The sequence below is a fragment of the Limimaricola sp. AA108-03 genome (assembly GCF_050847355.1).
GTDB lineage: Bacteria > Pseudomonadota > Alphaproteobacteria > Rhodobacterales > Rhodobacteraceae > Limimaricola.
Genome location: NZ_CP193759.1, coordinates 290,187 through 302,276 on the forward strand (window position 1 = coordinate 290,187; position 12,090 = coordinate 302,276).

Genomic DNA, 12,090 nt, shown 5'->3' on the forward strand with positions numbered 1-12,090 from the left:
CTCAGCGCCCCACCGCATAGGCCTGCATCAGGCGCGGCGTGGCGGCGGCGCGCAGCAGCCCGTCGGGCTCGCGCAGCGCCGCCGTCAGACGCCCGACGCTCCAGGGCTCGGCCACCGTCACCTCGTGGCCGCGCGCGCGCAGTTCCGCGATGGTCGCCTCGCCGACCGAGGGCTCGATCATCATCTCGCCGGGCTTGCATTCGCGCGGGTAGAACGAGCCCTGGAAATGCATCGAGTGGAACAGGGCCGCGTCCATGCCCGCCTGCAGGTCGAGACCGTGATGCACGAAGCGCAGGAACCACACCAGCTGCCACTGGTCCTGCTGATCGCCGCCGGGCGTGCCGAAGACGAGGCCGCGCCCGTCCTTCTCCGCGAGCGTCGGCGTCAGCGTGGTGCGCGGCCGGCGGCCCGGGGCGAGCGAGGTGGGCAGCCCCTCGTCGAGCCAGAACATCTGGGCCCGGGAATTGAGCGGAAAGCCAAGGCCGGGGATGACGGGCGAGCTTTGCAGCCAGCCGCCCGAGGGGGTCGCGGCCACCATGTTGCCCCAGCGGTCGATCACGTCGAGATGCACCGTGTCGCCGCGCTTTTCCGACAGATGCGCCATGGTCGGCTCCTGCGGCGCGGCGTCGGGGTTGCGGTCGAAGTCGCGGCCCGCGCGCTCGATCGCGGCATCGGCGAGGTGCTCGAAGCCCGGCACCCGGCCCGGCCGCTGCTCGGTCGAGGCGGTGCCCGAGATCAGCTTGGCGCGCTCGGCGCCGTATTGGTCCGAGAGCAGCGTCGCGAGCGGGATGTCGCTGTGCCGGGGGTCGCCGTAATAGGCCTCGCGATCGGCATAGGCGAGCTTCATCGCCTCGATCACGGTGTGCACGAAGTCCGGCCCGTTCGGGTCCATCGCCGCGAGGTCGAAATTCTTCAGGATCGACAGCGCCTGCAACAGCACCGGCCCCTGCCCCCACGGGCCGGTCTTGTGCACGGTCCAGCCGTGGTAGTCGATCGAGACCGGCGCCTCGTAGCTGGCGCGCCAGCCCGCCATGTCGTCCCGGCTCAGCACGCCGCGATTGCGGCGCTCCGAGACGTCGTGCACCTCGGCGTCCTCGAGGTAGTCGGCGATCGCCTCGGCCACGAAACCCTCGGCCCACAGCTCGCGCGCGGCGTCGATCCGCGCCTCGCGGGTCGCGCCCTCGGCTTGGCTCAGCCGCTCGTAGGTGGCGGCGAGGTCGGGGTTGCGGAACAGCTCATGCGCCTGCGGTGCGCGGCCGCCCGGGGCCCAGACCGCGGCGGATGTCGGCCACTCGGCCTCGAAATACTCCACCAGCCCCTGCATCGTCGCCGCCACGCGCGGCAGCACCGGGTGGCCGTCGCGGGCATAGCCGATGGCCGGGGCCATGATGTCGGCGATCTCCATGCTGCCGTGATCGCGCAGCATCAGCATCCAGCCGTCGAAGGCGCCCGGGATGACCGTCGCCAGAAGCCCGGTGCCCGGGATCAGGTCGAGGCCCTGCGCCTTGTAATGCTCGATCGTCGCGCCCGCCGGCGCCGGGCCCTGCCCGCAGATCACCTCCACCTTGCCGGTCGCGGCCGGGCGGAAGATCACCGGCAGGTCGCCCGCCGGGCCGTTCAGGTGCGGCTCGACCACCTGCAGCACGAGGCCGGTGGCGACGGCGGCGTCGAAGGCGTTGCCGCCGCGCTCGAGGATGCCCATGCCGACGGCGGAGGCGATCCAGTGGGTCGAGGCGACGGCGCCGAAGGTGCCGCGGATCTCGGGGCGGGTGGTGAAACCGGTCATTTGGTAACTCTTTTCTTGGTATTCAGTGTTCGCGCGGGTCGAGCGCGTCGCGCAGCCCGTCGCCCAGCAGGTTGAAGCCCAGCACCACGAGGAAGATCGCGATGCCCGGCCACATCGCCATCCAGGGCGCCTGGCTCAGGAAGTTCTTGGCGGTGTTGAGCATCGAGCCCCAGCTTGGCGCCGGCGGCTGCTGGCCGAGGCCGAGGAACGACAGCGACGCCTCGGCGATGATCGCGGTGGCGATGGTCAGCGTCGCCTGCACCAGCACCGGGGGCAGGATGTTGGGAAAGATGTAGCGGCTCAGGATCTTCGGCGTCGACAGGCCGATCGCATGCGCGCCCTCGACGAAATCCTCGGCCTTGACCGAGATCACCTGGCCGCGCGTCAGCCGCACGAAGACCGGCGTGGCCGAGAGGCCGATCGCGATCATCGCGTTGGTGAGCGACGGCCCGAGAAACGCCGCGAGCGCGATGGCGAGGATCAGGAAGGGGACAGCGAGCAGCGCCTCGGTGCAGCGCGAGATGATGCCATCCGTCCAGCCGCCGAAATAGCCCGCGAGGATGCCCAGCGGCACCCCGAAGGCGACCGCGATGCCGACCGAGATCACGCCCGCCAGCAGCGAGGCCTGCGCGCCCCAGACGAGGCGCGAGAGCACGTCGCGGCCGATCTCGTCGGTGCCGAGCCAATGCGCCGCCGACGGCGCCTGCCGCACCGCGCCCCAGTCGGTGGCGGTCGGGTCGGGGATCGGCAGGATCGGCGCGAAGACCGCCATGAGGACGAACAGCCCCACCAGCAGGCCGCCCAGCATCGCCGATCGGTGGCTCCGGAACTTCTTCCAGACGCGGTTCTCGGGGCGCTTTTGCAGCACCGGGTCGGTCATGAGCTGCGGCTTGAGCGTGGCGGGGGTCGCGGGCTGGGCCATCATTGCTTCCTCAGGCGCGGGTTCAGGACGAAATAGGCGGCGTCGGCTGCGATGTTCATGACGATGAAGCCCATCGCCGTGACCAGCACGATGCCCTGGACCACCGCGTAGTCCCGGTTGAACACGGCATCGACCACCAGCTTGCCGAAGCCGGGAATGGTGAAGATCTGCTCGGTCAGCACCGCGCCCGCGATCAGCTCCCCGAACAGCAGCGCGGTGAGCGTGACGATCGGGGTGAGCGCGTTGCGGAAGGCGTGGCGCAGGATCACCCGGCGCTCGGCCAGCCCCTTGGCCCGCGCGGTGCGCACGTAGTCGGATTTCAGCACGCCGAGCATGGCGGAGCGGGTATGGCGCATCAGCGTCGCCGCGAGCGCGGTGCCCAGAACGAAGGCGGGCATCAGCATGGTCTTGAGCGACAGCCACAGATCCTCGCCGGGCGGCACGTAGCCCGAGGCGGGCAGCGCCTGCCATTTCACCGCGACGAGGAGGATCAGCATGATGCCGAGCCAGAAGTTCGGGATCGACAGGCCCGACAGCGCCACGACGTTGGCGACGTAGTCGGTGATCGTGCCCTTCTTCACCGCCGAGAGGATGCCGGCCGGGATGCCGATCACCAGCGCGAAGACCAGCGCCATCAGCGCCAGCTGGATCGTCACGGGGAGCTTCTGCGCGATCAGCTCGGTCACCGGCTGGTTGGTCCTGAGCGAGATGCCGAGATCGCCGGTGACCACGCCCTTGATCCAGGTCGCGTACTGCACCCAGACCGGGTCGTTCATGCGGTATTTCTCGCGCAGGAAGGCGATGGTCTCGGGGTCGCGTTCCTCGCCCGCCATGGCGAGGATCGGATCGCCCGGCAGCAGTTTCTGCAGGCCGAAGACGAAGATCGAGATCAGGATGACGGTCGGGATCGCGATGACGATCCGGCGCGCGACGAAGCTGAGCATCAGGGGTACCCGGTGGGTTCGGGGCCGCGCCGCCCGATCAGGCGGCGCGGCCGGTCAGGTCACTCGGACTTGGTCACGCCGGCGAGGCGGAACATGCCGTCGGGATAGGGGACGAAGCCCTCGATGGCGTCATCCAGCGCCCAGATCCAGGTCTCGTGGTAGAGGTAGATGATGGGCCGGTCCTCGGCGAGGATCTTGGTCGCGGCGTCGTAGCTCTCCTTGCGCGCCGCCGTGTCCGTGGTCACCCGCGCCTCGTCGAGCAGGCGGTCGACCTCCTCGTTCGAATACTTGGCGTCGTTGAGACCCGCATCGGTGGTCATGAACTGGTGGATGTTGCCATCGGGATCGACCCGGCCCGACCAGCCGACCTGGCTCGCGGTGAAGTCGCCAGCGGTCTGGTCCGACAGCATGGTGGCGAATTCCTTGGAGGTGATCGAGATGTTGATCCCCGCCTCGGCGGCCATCGACTGGATCACCTGCATGAGCTGCAGGTTGACCGGCGTGTTGGGCGCCTGCACCTCGAGATCGATGCCGTTCTCGTAGCCCGCCTCGGCCAGGAGCGCCTTGGCGGCCTCGACGTCGCGCTCGGGCACCGGCAGGCTGGTGTCGTACCAGGGCGAGTTCGGCGGGAAGGCCTGGTTGCCCGCGGGCGCGGTGCCCTCGAACACGACCTGGTTGATGGCGTTGCGGTCGATCGCCAGCTCCAGCGCCTTGCGCAGCCGTGCGTCGTTGCCCCACGGGTTGTCGCCGCGCTCGCCGTTGTCGATGTTGAAGGTGATGCCCTGATAGCCCAGCGACACGGCCTCCTCGACCTTGAGCGAGGGATCGTTGCGGACCTGCGCCACGTCGGTGGCGGCAAGCCGGTTGATCGCGTCCACGTCGCCCGATTGCAGGTTGGCCAGTCGCACGGTGCTGTCGGGGATCGGCAGGTAGGTCACGGTGTCGAAGTGGAACTCCTCGGCGTTCCAGTACTCGGCGAATTTCGACAGCACGATCTTGTCCTGCGCAACCCGCTCCTCGAACTTGTAGGGGCCCGAGCAGACCGGGTTCAGGCCGAAATCGGCGCCCGCCTCGGTGGCGGCGGCGGGCGAGACCATCATGCCCGCGCGGTCGGCGAGCTGCGCCAGCAGCGTCGCGTCGGGCTGGGCGAGATCGATGCGGATCTGGTGCGGGCCCAGCACCTCGGTGCCGGTGATCGAGGCGATCTCGGACTTGCGGCGGCTCTCCTCCAGGGTCTGCGACCGCTCGATATTGGCGGCCACGGCCTCGGCGTCGAAGGGGGTGCCGTCATGGAAGGTCACGCCCTCGCGCAGCGTCATGGTGAGCTGGGTGCCGTCCTCGTTCCAGCTCCACTCGGTCGCGAGCTGCGGCACGATCTCCAGCTCGGGCGTGATGTCGACGAGCTTGTCGCACAGCGCGGTATAGACGATGCGGCCCACGAAGGTGCGCGACTGGTCGGGGTCGAGGATGTCCGGATCGCTTTCGAGCGCGAAGCGGAAATCGGCCGCCTGCGCCGAGAGCGCGGTGGCGCTCAGAAGCGCCGCGAGCAGCGTGGTCTTGCGGAAGGTCATGCGTTTACCTCTGTCTGTCGGTCAGGTGGTTGCCCCGGCGTTGCTCGCCGTTTCGGGTCGGTCTGTCTGTCGCAGCGTGGCCGCCTCGTAGAGGGCGAAGCGTCGTTGCGCGCCTTCGCTGCGCGCGGCGGCGGGGGTGAGGCCCGCCTTAGGCCGCGTGGCCGCGATCTCCTCCCAGTAATGGCAGGCGACGCGGGTCTCGTTCGCCGCCACGCGCAGCTCGGGCACGCGGGTCGCGCAATCCTCACGCGCGAAGGGGCAGCGGGTGTGAAAGCGGCAGCCCGATGGCGGGCTGGCCGGGCTCGGCGTCTCGCCGCTGAGCGCGATGCGGGTCCGTTCGCGGCCATGAACCGGCTCGGGGATCGCCGACAGGAGCGCCAGCGTGTAGGGATGCCGGGGGTGCGCGAAGATCTCGTCGGTCGGCCCGCTCTCGACCACCTGGCCGAGATACATGACGGCGACGCGGTCGCTCATGTGACGGATCACCGCGAGATCGTGGGCGATGATCACCAGCGTCATGTCGAGCTTCGACTTCAGATCGTGCAGCAGGTTGACCACCTGCGCCTGCACCGAGACGTCGAGCGCCGAGACCGGCTCGTCGCCGATCACCAGACGCGGGTTCGAGGCGAGCGCGCGGGCGATGCCGATGCGCTGGCGCTGGCCGCCCGAGAATTCGTGCGGGTAGCGGTCGGCATGCTCGGGGCGCAGCCCAACGGTCCGCAGCAGCCGGGCCACCTCCTGCCGGCGCTGCGCGCGGCTGAGCTCGGGGCGATGCGTCTCGATCGGCTCGCCCACCAGCTTGCCCACGCTCATGCGCGGATTGAGCGAGGAGAACGGGTCCTGGAACACGAACTGCATGTCGCGGCGCAGCTCGCGCAGGTCGCGGCCGCGGATGCCCGCGATGTCGCGCCCGTCGAATTCGATCGCGCCCTCGGTCGGCTCCAGCAGCCGCATAAGCAGCCGCGCCAGCGTCGACTTTCCGCAGCCGCTCTCGCCGACGATGGCGAAGGTCTCGCCGCGACGCACCTCGATCGAGACGCCGTCCACGGCACGCACGGTCTTGGTCTCGGCCATGAAGCCGCCGCCGACCTGGAAATGCTTCTTGAGGCCGTCCGCCTTGAGGATCAGGTCGGTCATGCGCTGCGCTCCAGCGTCCGTTCGAGGGGGGCGAAGTGGCAGGCGACGCGGTGGCCGCGATCCTGCTCCGCGAGATCGGGCCGCGCCGTGCAGACCGGCGCCGCGAAGGGGCAGCGCGAGGAAAAGCGGCAGCCCTCCGGCATCTGGCCGATCGCCGGGACCACGCCGGGCACGGTCGAAAGCCTGCGGCGCGGGCCGGTCAGCGACGGGACCGAGGCCATCAGACCGATGGTATAGGGGTGCTGCGGGTTCTCGAATATCGACCGGGCCGAGCCGTATTCGACCACCTGCCCCGCATACATGACGGCGACGTTGGTCGCGATCTCGGCCACGACGCCGAGGTCGTGGGTGATCATGATCGTGCCCATGCCGGTCTCGGCCTGCAATTCCGCAATCAACTCGAGGATCTGCGCCTGCACGGTAACGTCGAGCGCGGTGGTCGGCTCGTCCGCGATCAGCAGTTCGGGATCGTTGGCCAGCGCCATGGCGATCATCACCCGCTGCCGCATGCCGCCCGACAGCTGGTGCGGATAGGCGTCGAGCCGCTGCTCCGGCGCCGGGATGCCGACCTTGCCGAGCATCTCCAGCGCCCGCGCCCGGGCCGCCGCATGACCGCAGTTCCGATGCCGCTCGACGGCCTCGGCGATCTGGTCGCCGATCCGGAAGGCGGGGTTTAGCGAGGTCATCGGCTCCTGGAAGATCATCGCCATCCGGTCGCCGCGCATCCTAGCGATGCGGTCGTGATCGCCCGGCGCGAAGCTCTCGCCGTCGAAGCGGATCCGCCCGGCGCCGAATTGCACCGAGTCCTGCGGCAGCAGCCCCATCAGCGCCAGCGCAGTCACGCTCTTGCCGCAGCCGGACTCGCCGACGATGCAGAGCGTCTCGTTGCGGCCGAGCCGGAACGACACGTCCTGCACCACGTCCTGCGCCTGCCCGCGAAAGCGGAAGCGCAGGTTCTCGACCTCCAAGAGCGGCTGGTTCATGGCGCGCCTCCCGCGTTCCGGTGACCTCGGGGCCACCTCGGCTTCAACCTATTTCAAAACCAATGCCGAATTGGTGGCAGACCTGCCGCGACCTGGCAACCCACTTTCGAAAAACTTTCCCAAGGCATGTGCCGTCGCGGAACCGAAGCGCCGAGGGGACCGCTCAAATCGCTGTTATTATTGGCATTTCGACGAGAGGCCGGTGCCGCACACGCTGGCGCCATCGCCACCGCCTGCACGAAAATAAGGCGCTCATGCCCGCCGTTTCACCACCTGCGATCCGTCCGCTGCGGTTGGCACGGCGCCTCCCGGTCTCTCCGGGCGAACTAGGGAGCGACCATTCGCGACCGCGCCAGCCACGCCTCGACGCCGACGCCGACGCCCCGGCGCGCGCTTCGGCGAAGCGACCGTCGCATTCCCGGCCCCGCCGCGCGAGATCGGGCAGGCAAGGCTCGGCGTTCAGAAACGGACCGGAAATGGAATTCGATTAGCGCCACGATATGCGCATCAATTTTCAAATAGGCCGAATGCATTTCGCATCAAACTCAATTCCCGATTTTCTTTTTATTTTTTCCCGGCGGGTGACGCCTTCCGGTCGCGGCGCGATACTCGGCCCCGGAGGCGCGGCGATTGCGCGCCGGTGTCACACGGAGGGACAGAGATGAGCATGTCACGTCGCAGCTTGCTGCAGATGGTCGGCCTCGCCGCCGGGACCACCGCCATGTACCAGGCGATGACCACGCTCGGTTTCGCGCAGGAATCGAGCTATGCGGGCCCGATCCGGCTCGAGGGCGATCCGCAGGGCGCCAAGGTGCTGATCCTCGGCGCCGGCCTTGCCGGCATGACCGCCGCGCTCGAGATGCGCGCTGCCGGCTACGAGGTCGAGATCATCGAATATCGCGAGAAGGCCGGCGGCCGCTGCTGGACCCTGCGCGGCGGCGACAGCTATACCGAGCTGGGCGGCGCCACGCAGGAGGTGCGCTTCGCCGAGGGCAACTACCTCAACCCCGGCCCGTGGCGCATCCCGCATCACCACCACGCGGTGCTCGACTACTGCAAGCGGCTCGGCGTGAAGCTCGAACCCTTCATCCAGAAGAACCACAACGCCTACCTGCATCGCACGCAGGCCTTCGACGGCAAGCCGCAGCGCTTCCGCGAGATCGCCACCGATTACCGCGGCCAGATCTCCGAGCTTCTGGCCAAGGTGACCAACCAGGGCGCGCTCGACGAGGAGGTGACCGAGGAGGACAAGCAGAAGCTGCTCGACAGCCTCGTCGAATACGGGATGCTCGACGAGAATTACCGCTACGTGAAATCGGACCACACCTCGGAATATCGCGGCTTTGAGAAATGGCCCGGCGGCGGTCTCAACGCCGCGCCCGAGCCCTCCGAGCCGATCTCGCTCGACCAGATCCTGCAATCGGAGCTCTGGACCTGGCTGGTCGAGGCCGAGACCACGCATCACCAATCGACGATGTTCCAGCCGGTCGGCGGCATGGACATGATCGCCCAAGGCTTCGAGCGCGAGGTGGGCGAGCTGATCACCTACAACGCCAAGGTCGTCTCGATGATCCAGGACGAGAATGGCGTCACGGTGGAATACGAGGATCTCGCGAATGGCGGCGGGATGGTGACCCGCACCGGCGATTACTGCGTCTGCACCATCCCCTTCTCGATCCTCGGCCAGATCGAGCACAATCTCTCGGGCGACAAGACCGCGGTCATCGATTCCATGTATTACGCGGGATCGGTGAAATTCGGCCTCGAATTCAAGCGCCGCTTCTGGGAGCAGGACGAGCATATCTATGGCGGCATCAGCTATACCGACCTGCCGATCGCGCTGATCTCCTACCCCTCGCATGATTATCTGAGCGACGGGCCCGGGGTGCTTCTGGGCGGCTATGCCTGGGGCGCGACCGCCTACCAGTTCAACGCCATGCAGCCGGAGGAGCGGACCAAATGGGCGGTCGAATATGGCAGCCGGATCCATCCGCAATACAGCGAGGAGTTCGACAACGGCGTCTCGGTGACGTGGCACAAGGTGCCATGGGTGCTCGGCTGCTACGGCATCTGGAAGGATCGCGAGGCCGATTACGAGATCGCCGCGACGCGCGACAACCGCATCGTTCTGGCTGGCGAGCACATCTCCTATTTGCCCGGCTGGCAGGAGGGCGCGATCCTGTCGGCGCTCGACGCGATCCAGAGGCTGCATGACCACGTGACCAATTCCAACGCGGGAGAGACGCAATGAAACCGCTTCCCCTTACGCTGATCCTCTCGGGTTTCGCGCTCGGCGCGTCGCTGCCGGTCCTCTCGCAGACCCAGGACCAGCCCGATGCCGGGGCCGAGACCGGCGAAATCGCGGAATCCGGCCAGCGCGAGGCGTTCCGCACCTTCGAGCCCTCCGAGCAGGAGCAGGCCTATTTCGCCGAGGCCGCGAAGCTGACGCAGCAGGGCGGCGAGGCGATCTATCGCGCCGTCTGCTCGGGCTGCCACATGCCCGAGGGCGAAGGCGCGGTGGGCGCGGGCATGTATCCGGCGCTGGCCGACAACGAGATGCTCGAATTCCCCGAATACCCGATCTACGTCATCGTCCACGGGCAAAAGGCGATGCCGCCGCTCGGCGGCATTCTCGACGACGAGCAGGTCGCCGAGGTCACCAACTACATCCGCTCAAATTTCGGCAATGACTACGTCGAGGGCGAGGAAGGCATCGCGGCCACGCCCGAGGACGTGGCGGGGGTGCGGCCATGACCGCGCGCCGCATCGCCGCCGCATCGGGGCTGGCGCTGATCTGCGCCTGGCCGGTCGCGGCGCAGGAACTGACCCGGCACCCGCTGCCCGACAGCGACTTTCCGATCTCGATGGCGGTCGAACTGCCCGCCAATGCGCAGCTGGTCTATCTCAGCGGCACCGTGCCGAGCGTCACCGATCCCGAGGCCGAACAGGGCAGCCGCGCCTCCTATGGCGACACCGAGGCGCAGACCGTCTCGGTGCTGCAGACCATCGAGGCCAATCTCGAACGGCTCGACCTCGCCATGTCGGACGTGGTGAAGATGACCGTGTTCCTGACCGCGACCGAGGATGGCGGCGCGATGGATTTCGCGGGCTTCATGGCGGGCTACACGCAGTTCTTCGGCACCGAGGATCAGCCCGACCTGCCGACCCGCTCGGTGGTCGAGGTCGCCGGGCTGGCGAACCCGGCCTGGCTAGTGGAGATCGAGGTGGTGGCGGTCCGGCCCTGAGCCGATGGCCAAAGCCTGCCGGGACCTGCCCGGCGCCACATGCGAAGGCCGCCCGAGCGGGCGGCCTTCGTTCCGGGTCGGTTCAGCCCTTGTCCTTGAGCGCGCCCTTGGCCTCGCCCTTGATGTCTTGGCCGTGACCCTTGAGCTTCTGGGCCTTGCCCTCGTTTTGCAGATCCTTGTCGCCGGTCGCGTCGCCGACGGCATCCTTCGCGGCGCCGGCGGCCTTGTTCATCGCGCCCTTGGCCTTGTCTTCATGCTCGCTCATGTCGCGCTCCTGTAGATTTCGGATCGCAGCCCGCGATGCCGGCCCGGCATCTGGCTGCTCGGGGAGGAAACAATCGGGACGGGTATCCGTTTCCGCAGGCAGCGCAATCGTGATCGCGGCGCGATGTGGCCGTTCTGCGGCCCCTCCCTCATGGGCCATGAGGCAGCGAGACCAGTGACGGCCCCTGTCCCGCAGTCCCCGGATCTTGCTTCGAGCCCGATCCGGAATCGGCGCGTCCCCTCCCCCATCCCTCCCGCAAAGAATTTCGAACCAAGCCTTTCCGAAATCGCCTGAGCGTTCGAGAGACCCGAGCCGGAATACCGCTGGCAATCATAAAACTTATGCAACCGCCTAACTTTCTCTTGCAACAGATTCTGACCGGTGCTTAGTTAGTCACATGGCTAAGCTTGATGCACGTCTCGACCTGCACTTCGCCGCGCTCGGCGATCCGACCCGGCGCGCCATCCTGTCCCGCCTCGCGCGGGGCCCGGCGAGCGTCAGCGAACTGGCCGCGCCCCATGACATGGCCCTGCCGTCCTTCATGGGGCATCTGAAGAAGCTCGAGGATGCGGGGCTGATCACCACGGCCAAGGAAGGCCGAGTGCGCCACTGCCAGCTCGCGCCGGACGCCTTCGCGCCGGTGCAGGACTGGCTCGGCGAGCAGCGCGCGCTCTGGAACGGCAGGCTCGACCGTTTCGACGATTACGTCGCCAACCTGATGAAGGACCGCGAGAGATGACCCTCGACCCATCGACCGATCTCAGCTTCACCCGCAGGATCGACGCGCCGCGCGCGCTGCTGTGGGAATGCTGGACCACGCCCGAGCACATAAAGCAGTTCTTCGTGCCGAAACCGCATCGGGTCACGGAGTGCGAGATCGACCTGCGCCCGGGCGGCCGCTTCAACACCACCTTCGACGTCGAAGGCCACGAGATGCGCAATGACGGCGTCTGCCTCGAGGTAGTCGAAGGCCGGCGCCTCGTCTTCACCGACGCCTATACCGAGGGCTGGAAGCCCAACCCCGACCCCTTCATGACCGCGATCATCGAGTTCGAGGATCATCCCGACGGCGGCACGCGCTACACCGCGATCGCGCGGCACCGCTCGGCCGAGGCCCGGCAGCGGCACGAGGAGATGGGCTTCCATGACGGCTGGGGCACCGTCGCCACGCAGCTCGAGGAGTATGCGAAGTCGCTGCGCGCCGGGGCCGACGCCGGCTCGTGACCGAGCGCCGAGG

The 12,090-nt window shown here is 68.1% G+C and carries 12 protein-coding genes; 5 read left to right on the forward strand and 7 right to left on the reverse strand.

Annotated features, from left to right (window positions below):
* Position 1 precedes the first annotated feature (1 nt).
* From ACRAQ3_RS19305 to ACRAQ3_RS19330, 6 genes are read right to left on the reverse strand one after another with little or no spacing between them, the layout of a single operon-like run.
* Positions 2 to 1,786: a gamma-glutamyltransferase family protein gene (locus ACRAQ3_RS19305; RefSeq protein ID WP_432256809.1), complete on the reverse strand. Its 1,785-nt coding sequence runs from the start codon at positions 1,784 to 1,786 to the stop codon at positions 2 to 4.
* Positions 1,787 to 1,808: 22 nt separating this feature from the next.
* Positions 1,809 to 2,711 (reverse strand): ABC transporter permease, encoded by a 903-nt coding sequence (locus ACRAQ3_RS19310; protein WP_432256810.1) that lies wholly within the window; start codon positions 2,709 to 2,711, stop codon positions 1,809 to 1,811.
* Positions 2,708 to 3,652 carry an ABC transporter permease gene (locus tag ACRAQ3_RS19315; RefSeq protein ID WP_432256811.1) on the reverse strand — a complete coding sequence of 315 codons (945 nt, stop codon included), beginning with the start codon at positions 3,650 to 3,652 and terminating at the stop codon, positions 2,708 to 2,710. Before ACRAQ3_RS19315 ends, ACRAQ3_RS19310 begins: the two co-directional genes overlap by 4 nt.
* Before the next feature lie 59 nt (positions 3,653 to 3,711).
* A complete protein-coding gene (locus ACRAQ3_RS19320; RefSeq protein ID WP_432256812.1) occupies positions 3,712 to 5,223 on the reverse strand; it encodes an ABC transporter substrate-binding protein in 1,512 nt (503 codons plus the stop codon).
* A 21-nt stretch (positions 5,224 to 5,244) separates the two neighbouring features.
* A complete protein-coding gene (locus ACRAQ3_RS19325; RefSeq protein WP_432256813.1) occupies positions 5,245 to 6,360 on the reverse strand; it encodes an ABC transporter ATP-binding protein in 1,116 nt (371 codons plus the stop codon).
* Positions 6,357 to 7,343 (reverse strand): ABC transporter ATP-binding protein, encoded by a 987-nt coding sequence (locus tag ACRAQ3_RS19330; RefSeq protein WP_432256814.1) that lies wholly within the window; start codon positions 7,341 to 7,343, stop codon positions 6,357 to 6,359. Before ACRAQ3_RS19330 ends, ACRAQ3_RS19325 begins: the two co-directional genes overlap by 4 nt.
* 667 nt (positions 7,344 to 8,010) lie before the next feature.
* Here ACRAQ3_RS19330 and ACRAQ3_RS19335 point away from each other — a divergent pair.
* The 3 genes from ACRAQ3_RS19335 to ACRAQ3_RS19345 are packed head-to-tail and all read left to right on the forward strand — an operon-like array spanning position 8,011 to position 10,588.
* A complete protein-coding gene (locus tag ACRAQ3_RS19335; protein WP_432256981.1) occupies positions 8,011 to 9,594 on the forward strand; it encodes a flavin monoamine oxidase family protein in 1,584 nt (527 codons plus the stop codon).
* The gene (locus ACRAQ3_RS19340) at positions 9,591 to 10,097 is read left to right on the forward strand and encodes a c-type cytochrome (protein ID WP_432256815.1); all 507 of its coding nucleotides are present in this window, start codon (positions 9,591 to 9,593) and stop codon (positions 10,095 to 10,097) included. Before ACRAQ3_RS19335 ends, ACRAQ3_RS19340 begins: the two co-directional genes overlap by 4 nt.
* On the forward strand, positions 10,094 to 10,588 hold the full coding sequence (locus ACRAQ3_RS19345; RefSeq protein ID WP_432256816.1) for a RidA family protein: 495 nt from the start codon (positions 10,094 to 10,096) through the stop codon (positions 10,586 to 10,588). The genes ACRAQ3_RS19340 and ACRAQ3_RS19345 overlap by 4 nt, the downstream gene beginning before the upstream one ends.
* An 82-nt stretch (positions 10,589 to 10,670) precedes the next feature.
* Here the strand turns inward: ACRAQ3_RS19345 and ACRAQ3_RS19350 are convergent, their stop codons facing one another.
* Positions 10,671 to 10,853, reverse strand: coding sequence for a CsbD family protein (locus ACRAQ3_RS19350; protein ID WP_269396773.1), 183 nt, complete (start codon positions 10,851 to 10,853; stop codon positions 10,671 to 10,673).
* A gap of 397 nt (positions 10,854 to 11,250) precedes the next feature.
* On the opposite strand from ACRAQ3_RS19350, the gene ACRAQ3_RS19355 reads away from it, so the two are divergent.
* Both ACRAQ3_RS19355 and ACRAQ3_RS19360 read left to right on the forward strand, forming a co-directional pair.
* Positions 11,251 to 11,592 (forward strand): ArsR/SmtB family transcription factor, encoded by a 342-nt coding sequence (locus ACRAQ3_RS19355; RefSeq protein WP_269396774.1) that lies wholly within the window; start codon positions 11,251 to 11,253, stop codon positions 11,590 to 11,592.
* Positions 11,589 to 12,077: an SRPBCC family protein gene (locus tag ACRAQ3_RS19360; RefSeq protein ID WP_432256817.1), complete on the forward strand. Its 489-nt coding sequence runs from the start codon at positions 11,589 to 11,591 to the stop codon at positions 12,075 to 12,077. Before ACRAQ3_RS19355 ends, ACRAQ3_RS19360 begins: the two co-directional genes overlap by 4 nt.
* Positions 12,078 to 12,090: the final 13 nt, after the last annotated feature.

Bases quoted from the DNA above. Each gene is read 5' to 3' on its own strand.
- ACRAQ3_RS19305 (WP_432256809.1), bottom strand. From the start codon at position 1,786: ATGACCGGTTTCACCACCCGCCCCGAGATCCGCGGCACCTTCGGCGCC.
- ACRAQ3_RS19310 (WP_432256810.1), bottom strand. From the start codon at position 2,711: ATGATGGCCCAGCCCGCGACCCCCGCCACGCTCAAGCCGCAGCTCATG.
- ACRAQ3_RS19315 (WP_432256811.1), bottom strand. From the start codon at position 3,652: ATGCTCAGCTTCGTCGCGCGCCGGATCGTCATCGCGATCCCGACCGTC.
- ACRAQ3_RS19320 (WP_432256812.1), bottom strand. From the start codon at position 5,223: ATGACCTTCCGCAAGACCACGCTGCTCGCGGCGCTTCTGAGCGCCACC.
- ACRAQ3_RS19325 (WP_432256813.1), bottom strand. From the start codon at position 6,360: ATGACCGACCTGATCCTCAAGGCGGACGGCCTCAAGAAGCATTTCCAG.
- ACRAQ3_RS19330 (WP_432256814.1), bottom strand. From the start codon at position 7,343: ATGAACCAGCCGCTCTTGGAGGTCGAGAACCTGCGCTTCCGCTTTCGC.
- ACRAQ3_RS19335 (WP_432256981.1), top strand. From the start codon at position 8,011: ATGTCACGTCGCAGCTTGCTGCAGATGGTCGGCCTCGCCGCCGGGACC.
- ACRAQ3_RS19340 (WP_432256815.1), top strand. From the start codon at position 9,591: ATGAAACCGCTTCCCCTTACGCTGATCCTCTCGGGTTTCGCGCTCGGC.
- ACRAQ3_RS19345 (WP_432256816.1), top strand. From the start codon at position 10,094: ATGACCGCGCGCCGCATCGCCGCCGCATCGGGGCTGGCGCTGATCTGC.
- ACRAQ3_RS19350 (WP_269396773.1), bottom strand. From the start codon at position 10,853: ATGAGCGAGCATGAAGACAAGGCCAAGGGCGCGATGAACAAGGCCGCC.
- ACRAQ3_RS19355 (WP_269396774.1), top strand. From the start codon at position 11,251: ATGGCTAAGCTTGATGCACGTCTCGACCTGCACTTCGCCGCGCTCGGC.
- ACRAQ3_RS19360 (WP_432256817.1), top strand. From the start codon at position 11,589: ATGACCCTCGACCCATCGACCGATCTCAGCTTCACCCGCAGGATCGAC.